The following is a 21,288-nucleotide window of genomic DNA, read 5'->3' as shown; positions in this document are numbered from 1 at the left end:
AAGGGCTGCTCACAGGCCTCGGAACCGCGCAAGCCCCAGTCGTGCGAGCTCAGTGGCTGGCGCCCAGCCTCCGCGCCGATCTCGCATAAGTGGCCATGAGCACCCCGAAGCTGCTCGACGTCTGGGCGCGCCGTGACTTCCCTGTCTTGCGCGAAGTCACACGCCGGATTGATCAGGACGGTCTCGTCTACGGCGGCGTACGCCTCCAGGAATTGCCTGATGCCGTGGGACTTACTCTCGATGAGGTTGGCCGGGCTGCGGAGGCGCTCGAAAGACGTGGGTTGATCACCCTCCAGAGGTACGCCTCGGGCGGGGACGTTGGACCGTGGCGCATCTCAGACGTCGCCGGCGAGGCATACCTGCTCACCGGCCTACACCCGGACGGCCATGAGGCCCTGGGCGTACTCATCGACGTACTTCGGCAGGCCGCGGAGCAAACCACGGACTCCGAAGAGAAGAGCAGGCTGAAGCGCGCAGCCACCGCACTCGGCGAGATCGGAGGCGCGGTTGGTGCCAACGTCCTGGCCGCCTTTCTCTCGCACATGGGCGGCTTCTGATCCCGAACATGCATGCCACTTCGCGTCATCGCCGAAGTGCACGGCGCGGGCCGCAGGACGCCAGCCCGCGGAGGGGATCGGGTCGATGACAGCGTTAGTCCGGTTGCGAACAAGCGCGTCACTCACGCCTTGTGGCCTTGAGGTGAGGTGAGGGAAGACGGAAGGGCCCTGCGTCCTCTGTAAGACCGTAATCGCCTGCAACTCTTCCTGACCAGCAGATCGGACTCACCCGGCAGGCTGGCAACGACACCGAGGGGCTCGATCCTGGGCCGGCTCTGGCTCGCGGATCCTGGCGCGTAATCGTGAGGTGACCGCCCTCAGGTGTCAGGAGGACAGCCCGGCACGGTTCATGGCCGACATCAGGGCCGGGCGGCGGCGGGAGACCTCGCGCAAGCGGGTGATCTCGGCGTCCGCCTCAGCTCGGTAGCCTGCCGTGTCGAAGAGGTCGCGAGCTCTCACCAGGAGATCGACCACGGCAGGGTACCGCTTCGAGTCCGGCGTGGTGAGGGACTCCAGCACCTCAGCCAGGCACAAGCGGGCGGCCCGGAGCGGGAAGCCGTCTTCGGAGGCATCCACGAGTTCGCGCCACGCGTGGCCCGCGCCGAAGGCGTCCGCCGCCTCCCATGCGTGCGTGACGTTCCCGTCGGCGAGGTGGAGCCTGACGAGCTGGGCGCCGCCGCTGCTGCGTGCCCGCTGGGTGGCCTGCTCGAACGCCCACGTGCGTTGTTCGTCCCGGCGCCCGCACCGTTCCGCGACCTGGCTCAGCAACCGGAGAGCGTCCGCGCTGAGGTCGCGGTCGAACAGGGTCCGCGCGATCGCGAGGGCGGCGTCCGGACGCCCACCGTCCAGGTAGGCGTCGACGGCGTCCTCGACGGGCACGATGGTGGGTCCGGCCCGCCAGGCGACGTCCACGCAGCCCTGGGTGACGGCTCGGTCCAGCCACGCGAGGATGTCAGCCGGCCGTCCGGCGTCACGCAGCCGGCGGAAGATCTCCCGGTAGTACGGGCGGTCACCTCCGGACAGCAGGGCGACGGCTCGTTCGACGTCGCCGTCGTGGTCGGCCAGTTCCAGCAGCATGCGGTCGATCTCGCTGCGATGGGGGTCTGCTGCCGGTCCACCGCCGCCCAGCGTCGCGATACCCGCGCGGTAGGCGTCCCAGGCGGGCTCGTCGAACGCGTGGGCCACGGCGTCCAGCGCGAGGGATGGCCAGCCGCCGTACTCCACCCGGAAGCCGACCACCCAGCGGGCGAGGCTGACCGGTTCCGGGTGCCCTGCGACCGCGCGTCCTAACAGCGTCGACGCCCGTTCGGCCACGCCGAGCAGGGCGTCGGCGTTGTCGGCGTCCCGCGCCAGGTCGCCGAGCCGGGTGAGAAGGTGCTGGAGTACTCGGCGCACCACGGGGTGGGCGCCGCCGTCGAGGTGCCGCTCCAGCTCGTGGACGGCCTCCTCGATCCCTTGGACGCCGTCGTCGACGTCTTCGTAGAAGGGGTCGTGGTAGTCGAGGTCGACTCCGGCCAGCGCAGCGTCAACGGCCGTCAGGACCTCGGAGGCCGTTGGCTCGTCCTCGGGCGTGGCCCGCAGCTGCAGCGAGCGCATGGCCTCGGGGCTGTGTGCCGCCATCTCGAGCACCAGCGACTGCAGCGCGCGACGGTCCATGGAGCGCAGGAGCCGCTCGATGTCGGGCGTGACCGGATATCGCACGCTGCCCGGCCCGATCACGTTCTTCACCCGCTGATTATCGCGAATCGTCCGGGCGTGGCCGACGCAGTCCTCGTCGCTTCCGTGAAGTGAAGAGGCGGACTTCGCGCGCGGTGGCACATCGCGCGTTTCTGTCAAACGTGTCGGGGGCTACGCGGGGCAACGGTCCGCCGGCCAGGCGGTTTGGTCAGCTCAGGCTGCGTCCTGAGCCGCGTTTCGATGCCGCGGAGCCCTGTGGACTACGAAAGGAACAACGTCCGATTGGTGATCTTCCCGCATAACCAAGCGGAAGGACCACGGCAATGAACATCACCGAGATGTTGGGCTTGCAGGAGGAACGGTTGGAGTCCGTGCTCGCGGAACACTGGGCGACTTGGGTCGCCATCGAACCCCGGCTGGGCGTCGTCGCCGACCCCAATCGGCTCGACGCCTGGCGGCGAGCGGCTGAACCCGCGCTGGCCAACGACGTCCTTCTGGGTCTGGCTCGGTTGGCGGCGTTCGATGGGGCGGACGACCGGGATGCAGCATTGGTGCTCGCATGGTTCCTGCTGCCGACCGCCTTGCGCGTGCGGCGTCGGCTGGGCTTGAACGACGATCGGGTCGACGAGGTGCTGGCCGCCCAGCTGTGGGTTGAGGTCCGCGGCTTGCCGTGGCGGCGTCCGCACTGGGTGGCTGCGAAGGTCGCCGGCCAACTGCGTGAGGGCGTGCTGCTGGACTGCGGCGCCTCCACGCATCACCAGCCGCGCCGCCTCTCGACCGTCTCGTTGGGGCCCGTCGACCCGGCCGACGATCGGCTCGTCGAGGACCCAGACCCGGCAGCCGAGTTGGCTGAACTCCTCGCCTGGGCGTGTGCCGAGGACGTCATAACCGACGGGGACCGGGAGCTGCTTGTCAGTCTGATCGAGGCCGCGAAGACCCTCCAGGTTGATGGCAGTGCCCGCGAGGGCGGAGTGGCCGGCCTGTCGAGCCGCCAGCTCAGCGCCGTCGTTGCCCAGGAGTGGGGCGTGTGTGCCCGCACCGTGCGGCGTCGCACCGCTCGCTGCTTGGCCGCCCTCAGCGGAGCGGCCGGCGAGTACCTCAGGGTCACCTGCTGACTGTCCACCAGGGGTGGGCGAGTCCCGTTAGGGATGGCGGAGGTGATGCCGAGATGACCAGCACCCCGGCCGAGGTGGCCGCCCTGTTGAAGATCGCGGCCATGGAGCCGGAGACCCTGGACGACCTGGACGGCTGTCTGAGCAGGCTCCGGGACGTTCAGAAGGCCCGACGTGAGCTGGCCAAGGTGCCCCCGGCCATGCTCTTGTCCGGACTGCTGGATCGGCGCTCTCGGGGCGGTGATCCGACGTGACCGCGCACAGCGTGGCAGAGCTTCGTGAGGCGTGGCGCGCGATCGAGGCGGGCGATTTCGCCCACGGGCCCCGGTCCGCGCCCACTTCCCGGAGCGCTGCGACCCTCTGGACGCCGGCGCCAAGTGAGCGGGTGGTCGCCGTCGTGGGCTGCGCCGGCGGAGTGGGGGCGTCCACGGTGGCGCTCGCGTTGGCCACCGCAGCCGGGGTGCCGGCGCGGGTGGTGGAGTGCTGCTCTCCGTTGGCGTCCGGCTTCTCTGCCGCAGCCAGTGCCGAGCTGGGGATCGAGGGACCCTGGCGCCGCGGCAGTCGTGGCGACGTCCTCCTGGAGCGCCCCATCACCGGCGACGCGACCGTGCCGGTTCCGACCCAGTCAGCGGTCGAGTGGACGTTCGTGGACACCAACTGGACGACCATGTCAGGCCCCGGCGCCGGGTGGCTGGGGTTACTGCTGCACACGCTCGACGACGTCGTCCTCGTCACGAACGCCACCGTGCCCGGAGTCCGTCGCCTGGAGTCGTGCGCCGAGCTACTGGGCCGCGACGCGTTCGGGGTGGTCGTGGGACCCACGGCCAAGCGGTGGCCGCGTCCGGTCAAGGTCGGCGCAGCTGGGATCCCCGCACGCGTGCACATGTCCGATTTCCCCCTCGATCCACGCCTGCAGGTCACCGGCCTGACTCCCGACCCGTTGCCCGCCCCGCTGCTGAAGGCGGCTGAGAACCTCCTCGCCCTCCTCCGAAAGGAACCGACATGAACCCGCTGATCGTCCCGCTGAAGATCTGCCCGGTGGCGCCCACGGGCGTCGCCGCCTACACCGATCAGATCTCGGGCATGGTCCTGTGGTCGGTGCTGTGGCTGTTCGGGATCGCGGCGCTGGTGTCCGTCGGGGCGATCCTCGTCGGACGTGCCACGCACTCCCCGCACCTCTCGAAGGGCGGCATCATCGGCCTCGCCGGCGTCCTGGTGCTCGCCGTGGTGCTGATGGGTGGCTACGGGATGCTCAACGGCATCCTCGGCGACGGCTGCGTCGGCTGATGTTCCGCCGTCGCCCACCCGTCCCGGCGAGCTCAGGCGAGGTCGTCCCGCTCTCGCGCACTCAGCTGGTGGGCGTCCTCGCGGGGCTGCTGCTGGTCGGCGGCGTGCTGTTGTACGGGCTGGGCTACACCCTGGTCTCCAGCTTCTCGGCGGGAACCGCGGCCGACGGCGTCCACAGCAGCGCTCACGCAGACGACGACCCTGGCCAGCGCCGAGACGCTATCGCCGCAGCGCCGATGGCGACGGTGGCCCAGGACGCCGGTCTCTCGCCGGGGGTGGCGATCGCCCTGCCTCCCGCGATCAGGCTACCCGCCGCCACGACCGCCGGCGCCAGCGGTGTGCCGTCCGGCTTCCCGCGCACACCCGAGGGCGCGGCCGCCCAGCTGGCGGCCATCGAGGTACGCGTGCTGTCGGCGATGTCACTGCCGCTGGCCACCCAGGTCTACCGCGACTGGGCGATGCCCGGCGGGGTGGGCGCCGCCGACTGGTCCCAGACCCGCAACGTGCAGTCGTTCCTGACCCACGCCCGGCAGTCGTCGAACCAGCTGGACCCCGGCACCCTGGTCAGCGTCACCCCCGCGGCCATCCAGATCAAGGGGACCGACGGCCATGACTGGGTGCTCGCGTGCGTGCTGCTCGACGTACGCGCCGCCCTGAAGGCAGAGGCCCGCATGGGCTACGGCACCTGCGAGCGCATGCAGTGGACCGGCGACCGCTGGCTGATTGGCCCCGGCACCCCACCCGCCCCCGCCCCGTCGACGTGGCCCGGGTCGGACGCCTCCGTCGAGGCCGGCTGGCAGCCGGTCGCCTCCAACTGAAGGAGCAACCATGCCCATCGATCCGTTCGGCTTGCTCGGCTCGGCCATCGCCAACGTGGTGACCGACAGCCTGACCGCGGCCATGCTCGCGCTGTGGAACGCCGGTCTGTGGGTGCTCCGGGCCGTCCTCGAGTTGGAGGACGCGATCCTCACCCCGAGCCTTGGCGAAGACGGACCGGTGGGCGAGCTGTACGCGACCACCTTCTGGATCGCCCTCGCGCTGGTCGGGATCCTCATGCTCGTCCAGGTCGGCGTTGCGCTTGGGAAGCGGGACGGGCACAGCATCGGGCGGCTCCTCGTCGGAGCCGCCCAGTTCGGGTTCGTGTGGTTCGCTTGGGTGGGCTACGGGGTCACCCTGGTCGCGGCCTGCAGCGGCCTGACCAAAGCCCTCATGCAGTCACTACTCAACGTAACCCGCTGGAGCGAGTGGGAACCCTGGGCGCCGTTCACCGCCAGCGACATCAGCAACGGCACGGTCGCCGTCATCCTCGGCGTCATGGGGATGCTGCTGTGGATCGCGGCGATCGGTCACACCCTGGTGATGGTGGCTCGAGCCGCCTCGCTGCTCGTGTTGGCTGCAGTCACACCGATCGCGGCGGCCGGGCTCGTCACCGACTTCGGTCGCGGCTGGTTCTGGAAGTCGTTCCGCTGGTTCCACGCCGCCGCCCTCACCCCGCCCCTGATGGTGCTCGCGCTCGGCATCGGCGTGAGGATCACCACCGAGGTGGCGGTCGGCGGTGAGGACGACGTTCTCAAGTCGATCGGGACGGCGTTCGTCGGCGTCGTGCTCATCTGCGTGTCGTCGTTCTCACCTCTGGCGCTCTACAAGCTGTTCGCGTTCACCGACCCTGGCAGCACGTCCGGGTCCGCCCTGCGCGCCGGGCTCGCCGCGGCCGGAGGCATCGGCGGCGTCCTCGCCGGACGCCAGACCGGCAGCAGCGCTGCCACCACCACCGACGACGCCGGACGCACTGCCGGCGAGGACGGAGCTGCGGCCACCACAATCGGCCGTTTTGCGGCCGGAATGGGCCCGGTAGGGCAGGCGTTCTCCACAGGCATCGGCGTCATGGCCGCCGTGGGTGGGACCGCCGCCGCTATGGGCGCCGATCAGACCAACCAGATGGGCGTCGGCCACAACAACTTCCCGCCCGACTACTCACGCCGCGGCGTCCGGGCCGGCAGCGGTCAGTCGGGATACGACGGTGCCACTGACGATCCGGCCAACCCGGACGATCCCACCGAGGCCAACGGCTACGACGGCGGCGGGTGGGGAGGCCCGCCCCCGGACGCCGCCCCCGCAGGTTCGGCACCCTCCGGAGCGGGCGCATCGCCGGTCGCTGGCAGCCCTGCCGGCGCCGGGTCTGGCGCCGGAGCGGTCGCGAGGGGCGCCCACAGCAGCCCCGAAGTGGTGGAGGCCGCCGAGGTGGCGGCGCTATAGCATCCGAGGGCGGTGAAGTTTGAACGCCCTGAAATCTGGCTACCTCTCGTGCGGGCAACCGGACCCTAGATGTCCGTCACGAGTTCAGATCTCCGTGATGCTGGCGGAATTACTCCACCTTGGTGGAATGTCCTGTTGCCGCCTGACTGCCGTGCCGCCTTCAACTCTCCTCGAGCATGGTGATGTCGGCCCTGGCACTTCGAGCGCTCTACGATCGCCGACGAAATGCGTCAAGCAGTGTTTGGACGACCGAACTAGCGACCTCGTCAGCGCCGCGGTCCAATGCCGCACTCGATATCGCCTCGTCCGGCTCAACGCGAACCGGCTGCGACCCGAACCCTGACATCGATGCGGAAGTCCGGGCGACACCAGTCACCCTGCCCTCGGCCACCATGGAAGTAGTCCCCCCGAGGCCAATCCCGATCGCGACGTCACCGTCGGGCACCATACGAAGGGACCCGATAAGCCGGAGCCCCCCGGACACAGTCGACTTGAGTACCGCCTGGTCGAGTATGGAGCCGAGTCCGTCGGCAGGCAGTGACCAGAGCAACGACACCTGTCCAGCGGCGTCAACGCGTACCGTGGTCAGCCCACCCTCGCGTGGCTCGCCCCACCGGCGGTTGTCCGACGGGGGCAGTTCCACCACAGCAGCGTCGTCGGCGATGAAGGGTTTGGCGCCGGCTGCAACTGCAAGCGTCCCCACGCTTCGTAGCGATGAGACGAGGAGATCGGGCAGTTCTCGGAGTTGTCGCATGGATCGGGTTTCGGCGTTCAGCGGCACGACGTGCAACTCGAGCCAAGCGGCTGATGTGCTGCTCGTGCCTTGACTGCCGTCCGGGTCCCAGCGGACCTCGACCGGTGAGCGCAACGGGGAGAACGTGAGCGCTGGCGGTTGCGACTCAAGGCTGCGAAGCGCCTGCACAACCTTGGTCTGCAGATCTGCGACGTCGGTGAACTCGGCGTAGAACGCGCCATGACCGTAATCACCCACCACCCTCGCGAACAGTTCCTGCTCGGGTTCAAACTCGACGCTCTTCTTCCGAAAGACGAGCCTCGGGAGGCCCTTGGCGACGGCCGCCACCCACTCGTCGTGTGTCGCGGACTGCCCTGTCTCCGGAAAGACGTGCCCGTAGTAGGGACCCAGCAGGAGCAAGTACGCGTCGCTGTCGTCAACGCCGCGCAGGCATGCCTCGCGGCTTGGCATAGCCTTCGCTCCGAAGTCCTCGAACCTTCTGGGTTGGTGCCCCAGCGCCATGACCAAGCCGGGGAGTGCATCCCGCTCCGCCTCCAGGCCGCGTCGTACGCTGCTGATGAACACCTTCATGAGGCCTCCTGGCCGAGCCGGGCTGTCTAGGATGCTGAGCTGTTGAGGGACCGCGGGTCGATCAACTGACTGGAGCAATCGTGGACGATTTGACGCCCCAAGCATGTCAGGGTGCGCGACCGGGACGACATCGGTGATGACGTGATCCAGTGGGGCAGGAACCTCGGGTCGAACCCAGCGATCTACTGTGCGGTCATCCACTTCCCACAGACGGTGGAGTGCCGCTTCTACGCCATCGACCAGTTGTGGCGGGTCAAGTAGAGGGCGAGTTGTCAACGTCGTGCTGAGGCCGACCGCCACGCCGCAGTCACGAGGGCTATGACTGGAGTCGGATCCGGCGCTCGACGCGACCGGCGTGGGCTCCGCAGCGGGATCTCGATGGCGTCTTGGCCGAACTTGAGCGCGTAGACCGGCGGATCGCCTGTACCCGCGGCGTCGACCCAGTGCCATGTGTCGCCGCCCAGGCCGACCTCTGTCACGAGAGCCAACGGGCGACGCCATGCGACGAGCGTCCTTGGAGTCATTGACTGCGGCTTCCGGTTGAAGCTGACACGCTGGTGATCCCAGACATCGTCGTCGTGCTCCGCCTGCAGGTAGCAGACAGCCGCATCGGTGACAGCGACGAAAACGTACCGGGTGCCAGGCACCCCGGCGCCGCTCTCGAAGGCGACGTCCAGGTACAAGTGAGCATCATCGGCAAGAAGTGCCAGCCACCTTGTCACGAGGACGTGCGGCGGCCTGCAGGGGAGTCCGGCTGCCAGAAGCACTTCCGCAGCGCTGTCCGCATCAATCATGTCGGTTTCCCCCTTGCTCTTGTCATGGTCTCGCAAGGTCCCTGGTTGGCGCCGTCGGCGCGCCGACGTCCCATAAGGAGCACCAACTGCGCGCCTCCACGGCGACCTACAGCATCCCGCCGAGACGTTCCCACCGAACCACCAAGCGCGGGCCCTCCTGTGCGTCTAGTGGGACCTTTGCCATGTCAGGCGTGGGCCCCGGTAACGAACGTGCGCTGCGGGTGCGTTCGTGAGATAATGCGTGGCCGCATGACGATCAGCGCAATGGACGTCTCTCGAGGATCCGACCCCGGATCGTGAACACCGCTCGATGGATTCTTCGGCCACTCGGGTCACCAAAGGTCAAGCTCGTGGTTGGGGAACGATGCCCAAACCGCGGACCGGGCGCTGGCGTTGTCCACGGGACGGCCGCAGGCGCCGTTATGCGGGTGAGTGGCCTCGTGGTCACCGCACCTGACAGGAGACGCATCGCATGGATGACTGGACCTACCCAGAGCCCAACTCCGACGACCTCGACCCGCCTTCGTCGCAGCCCGTGCTGGTGGATGAGGTCTCGGGCGCGGTCGAGGACCGCCTGCGCGCGGCCCCCCGAGTGGCGGCGGACATCGAGCGATCCCGGGTCTGGGACAGCGTCGCCGACGGCAGGAGCACTCCGCTGCAGTTCGAGTCACCCGCCCACACATCGCTGGCTTACTGACCGCAGGTCTCGTCATGGCTGCGGTGTACGACGACTACGGCCCGGATCGGGTCGGCTTCTTCTTCGGGCTGACGGGCTCCCGGCTGGCGGCCTTGACCCTCGCGGTCATCCCTGTGTTCCTGGCGGCAAACCAGCAACGCTGGCTGCTCGCGGCCCAACTCGCCGGGCTCGCTGCCGTGGTGACGGTGCTGGTCGTCGTCCCCGTCCGCGGCCGATCGGCCACCGGCTGGCTTGTCGCCAGCCTCAGCTTCACCGCCGGCAAGGCGCTCGGGTGGACATCGTGGCGCAGCAAGGCCGCCACGGGTAAGGCCGAAGCACTCGAGAACGCTGACCTGCCCGGTGTGATGACCGGCATTGAGGTCCACGACGGCGCCCCGAAAGGCCCGGCCCAGACCCGGTACGCCGTCATCCAGGACCACGGCTTGCGCACGTGGGCGATGACGGCCGCGATCCGGCACCCCGGCGTCGGCATGGCCGAAGGCGACCGCCGCGACCAGTACGGCCGCGGCCTGACCGAACTGCTCGACGTCGCCGCCCGAGCGTCCCTGATCAGCGACGTCGTGTTCCTGGTCCGCACCGTCCCCGACGACGGCGCCGAACGGCAGCAGTGGATCTCGGCCCATCGGCGTCCCGACGGCCCCGAGCTGGCCAGGCGGATGAACGACGAACTCGCCACCGCCCTGACCCGCGCCGCGGTCCGCACCGAAGCGTTCGTCACGTTCGTGGTCCCCGAAACACGCATCGCGAAGCAGGCCCGCGAGTTCGGCGGCGGCCTGGAGGGACGCACTCGCGTCCTGTACGCGCTGGCTGACGAGATCGCCGCCATGCTGCGCGGCGGCATGGGCGTGACCGACGTCACCTGGCTCACCTCGCCCCAGCTGGCGCTCGCGGTCCGCACCGGTTTCGCCCCCGCCGACCGGGCCGGGATCATCGACGCCCTCGCCGCCCACCAGACCGAGCCAGCCGTGTGCACCGAGGTGCCGTGGGCGATGGCCGGCCCCTCCGGCGCCGACACGACGATGCGGCACTACTCCCACGACGCCTGGAACTCGATCATCTCCACCATCAAGCTCCCCGACCGGGGCGCCTGCCTGGGCGCCCTGGCGCCGGTGCTGACCCCGAGCGAACCGGGAGAGCGGCGCAGCTACACGGTGGTGTTCCCGATCCTGCCGTTCAGCCGCGCCGACCGACAGACCGCCTCCAGCGAGTGGGCCGCCGACATGGGCGAAGGACTCCGCGGCCGCCTCCAGATCCGGCAACGCTCCCGCGACCGCGCCAACGTAAACCGCGCCCACCGCCTCGACGCCAAGCTCGCCTCCGGCCACGCCCTCACCCGCCCGTACGCGGTCGCGTGCGTCACCGTCGCCAAGACCATGCGCGTCGCCGAGTTCGGACGCCGCCTCGACGCGTCCATCCGGCGCGCCGGCTTCGCACCCCTGCGCCTCGACCTGGCCCAGGACGCCGGCTTCGCTGCCGCCACCCTGCCGCTCGGACTCGGCCTCACCCGGAAGGCCGACGAATGAGGATGCCACCCCGCGGGCGCTCGACCGCCCAGCTGCTCGCCGACTTCGGCCATGACTTGCCCACCAAGCCCGAACCCGAGCGGCCCGGCAAGGAGCCGTACCTGTTCCGCTCGTCGCCGCGCCATGGACAGCGGCGTCCCGGCCGCGGGTGGAACCCGGCGCGGATGCCCGTCGCCCAGTACCGCATGACGAGCGATCAGGCGGCGGCCTGGTGGCCGTTCATCGCGAACCCGCCACTGCCTCCCACGGGCGCGCAGATCGGCATCGACGAACTCTCCGGGGGCAGCTTCTACGCCGACCCGCTCGGCTGGGTGCTGGACGACACAGTCCCGGTGACCAACCCGAACGTCATCACGTTCGGTAAGCCCGGCGGGGGCAAGTCGACCAACACGAAGAACTTCGCCACGTTGATGATGGACTTCGGCTACAAGGTGTTCGTCCTCGGCGATCCGAAGGACGAGTACGAACCGCTGTGCCGCGCGTTCGGGGTCCAACCCTTCGCCGTCGGCCCGGGCATGAGCGCCCGCATCAACCCCCTCGACTTCGGCCCCCTCGGCGACGGCTGGGACACCCTCGACCGGGTCGAAGCTCAACGCCGGGCTGGCATCATCTTCCGCCGCTGGCTGACCCTGATCCGCGGGCTGGTCGGCTCCCAGTTCGTGGGCGAGCAACGCGTCCCGTTCGGACCCACCGACGCCCGCGTCGTCGAGGCCGCCTTGGCCCAGCTCACCGGCTACCAGGACGGGCACCACACCCTGCACGTCACCACCATCCCCGCCCTGTGGCAGCTGCTCGCCAACCCCACCGACCAGCTCGTCACCGAATGCCGGTACGCGTCCACAAGGCAGTTCCTCGACGAGACACGGCTGCTGCGCGACGCCCTCGGCCAGCTGGTGACCGGGGCGCTGGCCGGCCTGTTCGACGCGCCCACCACCATCGCCGTGGACTGGGCGGCACCGGTCCAGTCGTTCTCGCTGTCGCGCCTCGAACCCCTCGGCGACGAGGCCATGGGCATCGCCTTGACCTGCCTGTCCTCGTGGGGACGCGCCATGCGCGAGATCAAGGCCCCCGGCGACCTGCGGATCAACATCCGCGACGAGATGTGGAAACAGATGCGCCTGGGTCTCGAAGCCGTCAAGAGCCTGGACGCCGACATGCGCTTCTCCCGCCGCGACGGCGAGATCCAGTTCGTCGTTGGCCACAAGCCGGGCGACATGCTCACCGTCGGCGAGTCGACCTCCGCCGCGACCGCGATCGCCAAGGAACTACTGAACCTCGCCGACCTGAAGATCCTGCACGGGCAGGACCCCAGCGTCGCGCGCGAGCTCTCCGAACTGTTGGAGCTCGGGCCGATCGCCGAGCACCTGATGGCCGACTGGGCCACCCAGCGCAAGGGCCGGGCCCTGTGGTGCGTGGGCAAGCAGATCTACAAGGTGCAGACCGTCCTGCACCCTGCGGCCGCCGCGTTCACCTACACCAACCAGGCCATCGACGGCGCTCGCTAGAAGTTCGCGGGAAGAATGACCGAAACGAGCTCACGATGAAGACGATTGCTTGGGCTCTCGCACTCTCACTCGGCGCCCTGCTCACCGTCCCGCTCGCGGTGGTGCTGTTCATCACCACGCTCGCCAACCCGGCTGTCGCGGCCGGCAGCTGCACCCCGCCGGCGTCCGCGGCGGGTCTGCCGCAGCCCGGGAGCCCTCGTCAGGCGAGCCTTCACAACCAGCCGACCGAGATCCCCGCCGCCGTGCTGGCGCTGTACGAGGCGGCGGCGACCCGGTACGGGGTGCCCTGGACGCTGCTCGCGGGTGTCGGGATGGAGGAGACCAACCACGGCCGCAACAACGCGACATCCAGCGCCGGCGCTCGCGGCCTCATGCAGTTCATGCCGGCCACCTTCGCCTTCTACGGGGTCGACGGCAACGGCGACGGACGTGCGGTCATCACCGACGACGCGGACAGCGTCCACTCCGCGGCCAATTACCTGGTCGCCTCGGGTGCGCTGTTGGGTCCCGACGGCGTCCGGAAGGCGCTGTTCGCCTACAACCACGCGCTCTGGTACGTCAACGACGTCCTCTATTACGCGGCCGCCTACAGCGGCGGCGACGTCGCAGAGAACCCGTGCGTCACCGACGACTCAGACACCACCGGCACGCCCTTGACCGGCACCGGCCCGGCGACGGACGCCGTCAACGCCGCCCTCCGCTGGCTCGGCACCCGCTACAGCTGGGGCGGCGGCACACCCAGCGGACCCTCAACTGGCATCTGCTGCTCACCCGGCGGCCAGGACGGACGCGTCGTCACCGGGTTCGACTGCTCCGGACTCGTCCTGTACGCCTACGCCCAGATCGGGATCCGCCTGCCACACCTGGCCCACGACATCACCTACAACTCCGGCGGCCAAGTAATCCCGCGGGACTTCACCCAGATGAGGGCGGGCGACGTGATCGGCTTCTCCTACACACCCGGAGGCCGCGTGTTCCACGCCGGCATCTACATGGGCGACGGCCGCATGGTGAACTCAGACGGCAGCGGCGTGTCGATCGACAGACTGACCACCGGGTATTACAGCCGCCTCACCTGGCGCGTGGTCCGGTTTGTCGCTTCCTAGCCGTACCGGACAGGTTGGTTGACGGCTCTGGAAGACACGCGCCGTCCTCTCGCCCTTCCCCGGCCTAGCCGACGCGCCCTTCGCACGTGTGGCGCGTTCGACGTCGCTTTTGTACTTGGGTGTTGCCGGGGAGGCCTCTTCGAGTTGGGGGCAGGGTTGAATTCCATCGCATCGACAGCGCCTGTCGACGCCCAACGAGCCGGGAACGGGTGCGTATGCCATGCAGCAGGTCACGGACGCCGACTGCCCGTTCGGGCGGTGCCCTTGTGGGAATCCTCATCATGTTCGCCGGGACCGTTGCTGCCTCGTTCGGCAAGGATGTCGAGCGCTCTCCGATCCGCTTCCCGTAGGAGGGGGACGAAGGACTCCTTGGAGACGAAGCGCCAACTCTGAGTGGGCGTGGTGGCTGGTGACTCTCTCAGCGTGCTCAGGGGAACTGGATTCGGTAGGGCCGTTGCGCAGTCCAAAAGGAGAGCGGTGGCCGCGGCTGCGCCAAGATAGTAGGTCTCGAATGCGCGGCCGGGTATAGCTGCGCTCCTCAGATACTTGCGTTTGATCGTGGCGAGGGCGCCAGTCTCCAATGAGTCGACACGGCAGGCACCCACAACTGCGCAGACCGGTGAGGATGCGTAGAGGAGGACGAGTTGCCCAGGTGTGATCGAGGGCCGGGCCCGTCTTAGCTCCACCGTCTTGCGTCCGCTCAGGATGTCTGCCGCGTGAGTGGGGTGGATCGACAACAGCATGAAGCCGCGCGCGTCCTTACCCACGTGTACCCGCCTCCATGATCTCTTCGAATACGCGAGCTCCCACTCGACATGGAGACTGTAGCTGCAGGCTCTGACCATGATGTTCAGTAATCGAGCGGAGGCGCCAGAGGGGTACGGGTGTGGGCAGAAGCCTAGTGTCGCGGACTCTCAAGGCGCGTGCTCTCGCCGTCTTGATGCTTGCAGTCAGCTGATCGAGGTTCCAGGCGCCGAGTCGCTTGAACCTCGCGTACAGGTCCGACGGAGGGCCGTCCCGGACTTCGACTAGCGAACTGCACGCGAAGATGCCTTCATGTGAACGACCGGCCAGTCGCCAGAGGATGCGACCAGGTGACCGTTCGCCCGAGCGACCGCCTCGGTAGTACACCTGCTCCATGCCGAGTCCGAGTGCGATGGGACGGCTCAGGAGGTTCGGCGGGAAGCCGAAAAGGTCATCTGCGTACTGCGGGCGAATGGAGACAATCCACGTTGGGATGGGGGCGTCGATGATTCGGCACGGGCGCAGGATGTGCTCGAGTTCCATGGCGCTGTCCGCACTCCAGCGCTGTTCGAGCAGCTCGAGGTGGCGCGTCGTGTCGATGCCGTGCCGAGCAAGCTGCTCGAGGTGAAGGCCCAGTTCCTTTCGAGTTACGAGCCCGTGAATGGTCACGCCCACGAGTGAGGTCCCGCGATCCTCGAACCCGTCACGGAGCAGCGCAGCCCTGCTCGACCTGTGCAGATGAGGATCAGTCACTGCGATCTCCTGCGCGCCCGCGGTGAATGCGAGACGCCTAAGCTCGTCCGTGAGTTCCACGGCGAGGGTCGTCTGCAAGCTACTGGGGGTGAGCCGGAGGATCGGTACTTCCAAGCGCGCGGAACTCCAGTTGACGCCACAAAACGCGAGTGGCTCGCCGGCCTCATCCTGGATCAGCTGCCGTGAGGCGGCTGGGGACTGCGTCGCGAGGTCGTCCAACCTGGCCTCGAAGTCGCGCCGCCTCTCGCTGGCTCCGGTCGCAAGGAAAGCATTGAGGTCTTTGACCTCCTCGGGGCGTACCTCATGGACCTGAAGCTCGGTGTCGTGAAGCGCGCTGGGCACATAGGCGTCCTCGTCTGCGCCAGCCAGTGCGATCGCAACGAGCTCTGCGGGTGTCGTTACGACTAGCTGCCCGATGTCGAAGGCCGCGCCGGCAAGCCAACTCCTCGCGCGTCGGTCACGTGTGATGACAATGGGGATGTCCGACGCCAGTGCTGTGGCGACTTGACGAAGATCGCTGCGGTCTTGGGGGCCTGTGGGCGACCTACGAAGGGCCTGAGTTAACTGCGCCACGCTCCCGTCCAACTCGGCGGGTGGAATCCCGAGTCGGGGGTAGTGGTTGTGAAGTATGGACAGGAGGGCTTCGCGCTCGGCGGCTTCGGCCCGGCGGTTGATCTCAACTGCTGTCTCAGGAGCAACGAGGAGCTCGGTGAAGTCACGCACTCGATCCAGGTTGGCGCGAGTCACCTTCGCCACGTGATCCGGGGTGCGGGTGTGCAGGTCAATGAAGACGTTGGCGTCGATCAGGACTGGGACCTTGCCTGCGGGCGATCCGGCCCAGGTGAGAAGGTCTTGATGTCCATGGTCCAGCCACCAGAGAGTGAGGAGCTGTCCCTTGCTGCCCCGACCGGGAAGGTTCCCTAGTGCGGTGAACCCGAGCGCAGGCCAGACCTGGTTCGCCGGGAAGTCCCTTCGGCAGCGCGCTCGGATGCCGGTTCGATCGGCGTACCGGTTGCTTATGGCCTGGATGAGCGTGCGCGCGACCCCGGTGCGCTGCGCTTCGGGAGCGACGGCCAGGTGCGCAATCGCGACCTCCTTCCGGGGGAGTCGCACCAGCACATAACCCCGCAACTCATTACCGCTGACGGCTGCAACTACACGTCCTTCATCCATGGCTTCGTTCCAGGCGGCGTACGGCATCGGGCCGAGGTATTTGCGTAACGAGTCACCCAGCTTGACGACGGCTGCCGCGAGAAGGGTCGACGGTTCGACCACACGTGTCGTGGTAGTTGAGGCAGACGATGCCATTGGAATCCTCACGAGCGGATTGGCGTGCGATGCCATCCTGCCAGTTGCGTCATCCCATTAACTGCGGCCGGCGGCCACTGGCGTCCACTCGTGTCTATTGGCCCCGATACACCCGCCGGTATGGACTCCGGGCTCGGTGCAGGCAGCCGAGCATCTCTCAGCTCAGCTCAGCCCGTCGGCATGGAGATGCGGGCGATCTGACCGTCTCTACCCGACGTCCTCTCAAGCACAAGAACTGTCGTGAAATGGACGGGATCGAATGTCCTGTCCCCGGACGCGTCCCGGAACCCGTTAGGAGGGTGACGGTGAAGGGAGCGCTGATGCAGCGAGAGCGCGTGAGGGACCAGTACCCATGGACGTGGGAGATCCCCCTGGCCGTCGTCTGCGCGGTGCTCGTCGTGGGGGTCGCAGGGTGTCAGGTCGGTCGGTCGCTCGCGAACTGGTTCGCCGGCGTTGGCTGGCTCTGGCCGCCCCCGGACAAGCTGGTGACCAGCATCCCGCGCATGCTGGCTGGCGACGCCGCCGCCGGACTGTCGGGCGTCCACCAAACGGCCAGTGAGACAGCCCTGTGGGGGTGGCTGACCGTCGTCGGCTTGCTCACACTCGCGGTGTCCACTCTCGCCTGCGTGTGGGCGTGGCGCCAGTGGGGGCCGGGGCGGATGCGTGGCATGGCGACTGTCGCCGAAGCCCACGAACTTCTGGGGGAGGATCGGCTGTGGAAGGTGCGCCATGTGGTGCGACCGGACCTCTTTCCGGTACGGAGGAGGGCGACCCGATGACCGCAATCAAAGCCATCGGCGAGGGCCGCCGCGGTCGGCCGAGTCGGTTCGACCCAGCACAAGTGGGGTGGCGGATCGGCGTTGGCCATCAGCCGAGGTCGGGAGCGCTGTGGTGCCCCTGGGACCGGACAGCCGGCGTCATCGGCCCGCAGGGGTCCGGCAAGACGCTGGACCTGCTGACGCCGGCGCTCATCAACGCCCCCGGCGCTGCGCTCGTCACCCTCACCAAGCCCGACGACCTGCTCCTGTCTCTGCCCGAACGTTCGAAGGGCGGACGCCCGTGCGTCGTGTTGGACCCGTTCGGCCTCGTCCCTGGCCTGCCGGAGCTCGTGTGGGACCCGATCACCGGGTGTGTCGACCGCATGTTGTCCGAACGCCGAGCGAAGGCGTTTACGGCGGGAACCATCCACGGGACGAGCCACGGGTCGGGGGACGCCGCAGCTCGGTTCTACGCCGCCGAGGCCGCGAAGGTGCTGATGGCGTACTTCCACGCCGCAGCGCTCACCGGCAAGACACTGGATGACCTGCTGGCGTGGGTGGCCAAACCGTTATCGACCTCGCAGCCCGAGGAGATCCTGCGCCGCCACCCTCACTCCGATCCCTTGTGGGCCGGGCTCCTGCAAGGGGCGCTGCGCGGTGACGAACGCACGAGCGCGAACACCATCACTACCGTCCAACAGGCCATGTCGCTGTTCTTCCAAGACGACATCCGACGCCGCTGCGTCCCGACCGAGGGGCGACCGGCCACCAACGTCGCCGAGGTGCTCCGCAACCAGGGGACCATCTACCTACTGGGTCGCGAGGATCCGTACGCGTCGGCGTCCCCGTTGATGACCGCCGTCGCCGAGCACGTCCTCGATACCGCAATCCAGCAGGCAAACGGCAGCCAGTTCGGACGCCTGTGCCCGCCCATGCTGGCCTGCCTGGACGAACTGCCCTCCACGGCTCCGTTGCCCACGCTCCGGACGCGGATGGCGAACGAGCGGGCGCTCGGGTTGTCGTTCATCTACGCGGCGCAGACATTCCGGCAGTTGGCCGCGATCTTCGGCGAGCAGGAGGCCCGCGCCCTGGTGGGGCTCACCAATGTGCTGGTGTGGTTCGGCGGCTCGAAGGACGTGTCGTTCAACCAGGAGGTCTCCGACCTGGTCGGCCGCGTCCGGGTGCCTCGCTCGTCGTGGCAGATGGGCGGCGGACGCGGGCGCACGATCCACTCCGAGGAGATCCCAATCTTGCGTCCCGAAGAGTTACGGCAGTTGCCCGACAAGCAGGCGCTGGTGATCGCGGAGAACGCCCGACCGATCATCGCCCGGCTGCACCGGTGCATCGAGGGACGCGATGGCCGACGGCTCCTGGCCCAGCAGCGAGCTCTTCGTGAGGCTCTTGCCGCGGGACGTGCCGGGTGCCGTGACGTGGAGGCCCGGACCGCCGCCGCCCTCGTGGAAGCGCAACGTCATGGCTGGTGAGCAGGCGACCCAAGCAGGCCCTCTCGTGGTGGGCTTCCCGGCGCCAGGTAGTCGGGTCCAGAAGGCGTACCACGATCTGTGGGAGGCCCAGAATGGCAGCGAAGAACGCAAGAAGAAGTTGGGCAACCCCGCCAACCTGCCGCGCCCGTGGGACCCGACTACGTGCTTGGAGCGGGGTCTGCGGTGGGAGGTCTGGCTGTGGCTCGACCAAGTGGCGGACTGGATCAACACGGAGTACGTGTGGGAGGGCTCGGGAGGCGGGTGCATCCCGCACTGCTGGCCGCTGCATCCGCACCTCGTCCACGAGCTGGCAGTGGTGGCCGACCAGCGCCGGCGAGCCGGCCACGCGCCGACGTCGGACGTCCTCGAGAACTGGCATCGCTACGTCCTGCCCGGCTTTGTCGATCGGATGCGGCAGCGGCTCAAGCAGTCCTGCGACGACGAGCACCAGCCCTGGCCCAGCCGCAGCCGCTACACCCGCCACACGAGCGAAGAAGCGTCCGCCCAGCGACTCCGAGCATTCGAGTCGGACCTGTTCGCACTCGCCCACGACGAGGACGTTCGCTCCGCCCGGCACCAACTCGCCCTCCTGGACGGCGGTGACCTGATCGACCCCTCCACCGGCGAGGTCTTCTAGCATCGCCAGACGTTGCGACGTTCTCGTGCCTCCGCGAGGACACAGTCGACCTCGCGTCGGGTCAGAGCACAGATCGATGGGCGAACCGCGACCACCGCCGGCCCGGATCAGTCCGGGTCAGCTCCGATGCTGGCACAGTAGGGGGACAGCCCCCGAAGAAGAGAGCATCCTCAGCGTGACCATCAATGGCAATGCCCAACACCTGACCCAACCCGAGCTAGAGCGGACGCTGTGGGCTGCAGCGAACGCCTTGCGCGGCCCGGTGGACGCAGGGGACTTCAAGGCATACGTCTTCCCAGTCATGTTCTTCAAGTGGGTGAGCGACAACTGGGACTACCGACACGCCCGGGCGGTTTCTGATTGGGGCGACGACCTGACCCCGGAGATCGAGTACGCCGACTACCAGCCGTTCGTGGTTCCGAACGGCTGCCACTGGTCCGATGTCCACGGCACGGCGGTCAACGTCGGCGCGAAGCTCGGCGACGCGCTGGACCGCATCCAGGAGGCTAATCGTGACTTGGCCGGCGTGTTCGGCGACGTCCAGTGGGCCAACACCGACCGGCTCCCGGAGTCGGCGCTGACAGCGCTGCTCGACACCTTCCACCCGGTGCGACTCGACCCCGATCATGTGTCTGGAGACCTGCTGGGCAACGCGTACGAGTATTTGCTGAGGGAGTTCGCGGAGGCGTCCGGCAAGAAAGCCGGCGAGTTCTTCACGCCGCGGCAGGTGGTCCACCTGCTGGTGAAGATCCTCGATCCGAAGCCGGGGGACGAAGTTGTCGACCCCGCCTGCGGGTCCGGCGGCATGCTCGTCGAGACGGTCAACTCGGTGCGTGACACGGGCGGTAACCCGGACTCTCTGCGGCTCCACGGTCAGGAGATCAACCTGACCACGTCGGCGATCGCGAAGATGAACTTGTACCTTCATGGTCTGGAGGATTTCGAGATCCGTCGCGGCGACACTTTTCGGGATCCGAAGTTCAGCGAGCGCGGACGCTTACGGAAGTTTGACGTGGTGATCGCCAATCCGCCGTTCAGCCTGCAGAACTGGGGCGCAGGCGCCTGGGCGAACGACCCGTGGGGACGCGTGCTGTGCGCGGTACCGCCGGCGAAGAACGGCGACTACGCATGGATACAGCACATGATCGCCTCGATGAAGGAAGACACCGGCCGGGTCGGCGTCGTCATGCCGCACGGGGTGCTCTTTCGCGGCGGCAAGGAGAGCGAAATCCGCCGTTGTCTGCTCGAGAAGGACCTACTGGAGGCGGTCATCGGCCTTCCCAACAATCTCTTCTACTCGACCTCGATCCCGGTGTGTTTGCTCATCTGGCGCAAGACCAAGACCGAGGAACGCCGCGGGCGCGTGCTGTTCGTGGATGCCTCGACGGGTTTCGTACCGGGGAAGAACCAGAACTCCCTGTCGACCGCCGACGTCGATGCCATCCATGCCGCCTACACCCGCGGCGTCGACACCGATGGGAAGGATGGAGTCAACCTGCGTCTTGTGGACATGAATGAGGTCGCCAGCAACAACTTCGACCTCAACATCGGCCGGTACCTGCAGTCCGCCGCAACCGCCGAGGTGGACCTCGAGACGGCGCTGGCCGCCTATCAGGACGCCCGCGAGGCCCGTCGCGTCGCCGAGCGGGTCTTGGACGCCAAGCTGAAGGCTGCGGGCTTCGATGCGTGAGGGATGGCAAGAACGCCAACTGGGTCAAGTCCTTCATCGCCGCACGGAACGACTGGGCGTCGCCCCCGAGCCCCGG

Annotated in this window: 21 protein-coding genes; 16 read left to right on the top strand and 5 right to left on the bottom strand. The window is 68.2% G+C overall.

Annotated features, from left to right (window positions below):
• Nucleotides 1–95 precede the first annotated feature (95 nt).
• Nucleotides 96–557: a hypothetical protein gene (locus ACX1D0_RS10875; RefSeq protein ID WP_459017895.1), complete on the top strand. Its 462-nt coding sequence runs from the start codon at nucleotides 96–98 to the stop codon at nucleotides 555–557.
• A gap of 324 nt (nucleotides 558–881) precedes the next feature.
• Here the strand turns inward: ACX1D0_RS10875 and ACX1D0_RS10870 are convergent, their stop codons facing one another.
• The gene (locus ACX1D0_RS10870; protein WP_459017894.1) at nucleotides 882–2,285 is read right to left on the bottom strand and encodes a hypothetical protein; all 1,404 of its coding nucleotides are present in this window, start codon (nucleotides 2,283–2,285) and stop codon (nucleotides 882–884) included.
• A gap of 272 nt (nucleotides 2,286–2,557) precedes the next feature.
• On the opposite strand from ACX1D0_RS10870, the gene ACX1D0_RS10865 reads away from it, so the two are divergent.
• From ACX1D0_RS10865 to ACX1D0_RS10840, 6 genes are read left to right on the top strand one after another with little or no spacing between them, the layout of a single operon-like run.
• Nucleotides 2,558–3,349 carry a hypothetical protein gene (locus ACX1D0_RS10865; protein ID WP_459017893.1) on the top strand — a complete coding sequence of 264 codons (792 nt, stop codon included), beginning with the start codon at nucleotides 2,558–2,560 and terminating at the stop codon, nucleotides 3,347–3,349.
• A gap of 53 nt (nucleotides 3,350–3,402) precedes the next feature.
• The gene (locus tag ACX1D0_RS10860) at nucleotides 3,403–3,600 is read left to right on the top strand and encodes a hypothetical protein (protein WP_459017892.1); all 198 of its coding nucleotides are present in this window, start codon (nucleotides 3,403–3,405) and stop codon (nucleotides 3,598–3,600) included.
• Entirely contained in the window at nucleotides 3,597–4,352 is a 756-nt protein-coding gene (locus ACX1D0_RS10855) for a hypothetical protein (protein WP_459017891.1), read from the top strand. Before ACX1D0_RS10860 ends, ACX1D0_RS10855 begins: the two co-directional genes overlap by 4 nt.
• Nucleotides 4,349–4,633 carry a hypothetical protein gene (locus tag ACX1D0_RS10850; protein ID WP_077348554.1) on the top strand — a complete coding sequence of 95 codons (285 nt, stop codon included), beginning with the start codon at nucleotides 4,349–4,351 and terminating at the stop codon, nucleotides 4,631–4,633. The genes ACX1D0_RS10855 and ACX1D0_RS10850 overlap by 4 nt, the downstream gene beginning before the upstream one ends.
• Complete coding sequence (locus tag ACX1D0_RS10845; RefSeq protein ID WP_459017890.1) at nucleotides 4,633–5,451, top strand: hypothetical protein; 819 nt, start codon at nucleotides 4,633–4,635, stop codon at nucleotides 5,449–5,451. Before ACX1D0_RS10850 ends, ACX1D0_RS10845 begins: the two co-directional genes overlap by 1 nt.
• A gap of 10 nt (nucleotides 5,452–5,461) precedes the next feature.
• Complete coding sequence (locus ACX1D0_RS10840) at nucleotides 5,462–6,889, top strand: hypothetical protein (RefSeq protein ID WP_459017889.1); 1,428 nt, start codon at nucleotides 5,462–5,464, stop codon at nucleotides 6,887–6,889.
• 208 nt (nucleotides 6,890–7,097) lie between these two features.
• Here ACX1D0_RS10840 and ACX1D0_RS10835 read toward each other — a convergent pair whose 3' ends face one another.
• Nucleotides 7,098–8,213 (bottom strand): DUF4062 domain-containing protein, encoded by a 1,116-nt coding sequence (locus ACX1D0_RS10835; RefSeq protein ID WP_459017888.1) that lies wholly within the window; start codon nucleotides 8,211–8,213, stop codon nucleotides 7,098–7,100.
• 111 nt (nucleotides 8,214–8,324) lie between these two features.
• Between ACX1D0_RS10835 and ACX1D0_RS10830 the strand changes: the two genes are divergently transcribed.
• Nucleotides 8,325–8,474, top strand: coding sequence for a hypothetical protein (locus tag ACX1D0_RS10830; protein ID WP_459017887.1), 150 nt, complete (start codon nucleotides 8,325–8,327; stop codon nucleotides 8,472–8,474).
• Between the two features lie 11 nt (nucleotides 8,475–8,485).
• On the opposite strand, the gene ACX1D0_RS10825 is transcribed toward ACX1D0_RS10830, so the two are convergent.
• Nucleotides 8,486–9,007 (bottom strand): hypothetical protein, encoded by a 522-nt coding sequence (locus tag ACX1D0_RS10825; RefSeq protein ID WP_459017886.1) that lies wholly within the window; start codon nucleotides 9,005–9,007, stop codon nucleotides 8,486–8,488.
• A 472-nt stretch (nucleotides 9,008–9,479) separates the two neighbouring features.
• Here ACX1D0_RS10825 and ACX1D0_RS10820 point away from each other — a divergent pair, with 472 nt between their 5' ends.
• The 4 genes from ACX1D0_RS10820 to ACX1D0_RS10805 are packed head-to-tail and all read left to right on the top strand — an operon-like array spanning nucleotide 9,480 to nucleotide 13,838.
• A complete protein-coding gene (locus tag ACX1D0_RS10820; RefSeq protein ID WP_459017885.1) occupies nucleotides 9,480–9,704 on the top strand; it encodes a hypothetical protein in 225 nt (74 codons plus the stop codon).
• Nucleotides 9,705–9,718: 14 nt separating this feature from the next.
• Nucleotides 9,719–11,227 carry an SCO6880 family protein gene (locus ACX1D0_RS10815; protein WP_459017884.1) on the top strand — a complete coding sequence of 503 codons (1,509 nt, stop codon included), beginning with the start codon at nucleotides 9,719–9,721 and terminating at the stop codon, nucleotides 11,225–11,227.
• Complete coding sequence (locus tag ACX1D0_RS10810; RefSeq protein ID WP_459017883.1) at nucleotides 11,224–12,732, top strand: putative type IV secretion/conjugal transfer ATPase; 1,509 nt, start codon at nucleotides 11,224–11,226, stop codon at nucleotides 12,730–12,732. The genes ACX1D0_RS10815 and ACX1D0_RS10810 overlap by 4 nt, the downstream gene beginning before the upstream one ends.
• Nucleotides 12,733–12,767: 35 nt before the next feature.
• Entirely contained in the window at nucleotides 12,768–13,838 is a 1,071-nt protein-coding gene (locus ACX1D0_RS10805) for a C40 family peptidase (protein ID WP_459017882.1), read from the top strand.
• Between the two features lie 230 nt (nucleotides 13,839–14,068).
• Here ACX1D0_RS10805 and ACX1D0_RS15385 read toward each other — a convergent pair whose 3' ends face one another.
• Both ACX1D0_RS15385 and ACX1D0_RS10800 read right to left on the bottom strand, forming a co-directional pair.
• Entirely contained in the window at nucleotides 14,069–14,581 is a 513-nt protein-coding gene (locus ACX1D0_RS15385) for an ASCH domain-containing protein (protein ID WP_527252173.1), read from the bottom strand.
• A gap of 16 nt (nucleotides 14,582–14,597) precedes the next feature.
• A complete protein-coding gene (locus tag ACX1D0_RS10800) occupies nucleotides 14,598–16,610 on the bottom strand; it encodes a GNAT family N-acetyltransferase (RefSeq protein ID WP_459017881.1) in 2,013 nt (670 codons plus the stop codon).
• Between the two features lie 338 nt (nucleotides 16,611–16,948).
• Here ACX1D0_RS10800 and ACX1D0_RS10795 point away from each other — a divergent pair, with 338 nt between their 5' ends.
• The 4 genes from ACX1D0_RS10795 (at nucleotide 16,949) to ACX1D0_RS10780 (ending at nucleotide 21,212) form a co-directional block, all read left to right on the top strand.
• Nucleotides 16,949–17,422: a hypothetical protein gene (locus ACX1D0_RS10795; RefSeq protein WP_459017880.1), complete on the top strand. Its 474-nt coding sequence runs from the start codon at nucleotides 16,949–16,951 to the stop codon at nucleotides 17,420–17,422.
• Nucleotides 17,419–18,885, top strand: a complete 1,467-nt coding sequence (locus ACX1D0_RS10790; protein ID WP_459017879.1) for a type IV secretory system conjugative DNA transfer family protein — start codon at nucleotides 17,419–17,421, stop codon at nucleotides 18,883–18,885. Before ACX1D0_RS10795 ends, ACX1D0_RS10790 begins: the two co-directional genes overlap by 4 nt.
• Complete coding sequence (locus ACX1D0_RS10785) at nucleotides 18,875–19,522, top strand: hypothetical protein (RefSeq protein ID WP_459017878.1); 648 nt, start codon at nucleotides 18,875–18,877, stop codon at nucleotides 19,520–19,522. Before ACX1D0_RS10790 ends, ACX1D0_RS10785 begins: the two co-directional genes overlap by 11 nt.
• A gap of 175 nt (nucleotides 19,523–19,697) precedes the next feature.
• The gene (locus ACX1D0_RS10780; RefSeq protein WP_459017877.1) at nucleotides 19,698–21,212 is read left to right on the top strand and encodes a type I restriction-modification system subunit M; all 1,515 of its coding nucleotides are present in this window, start codon (nucleotides 19,698–19,700) and stop codon (nucleotides 21,210–21,212) included.
• Nucleotides 21,213–21,288: the final 76 nt, after the last annotated feature.

It is taken from the genome of Tessaracoccus pujii, assembly GCF_054483895.1.
Note: the sequence above shows the minus strand (reverse complement) of the source record. Positions and strands in the feature narration are given on the sequence as shown.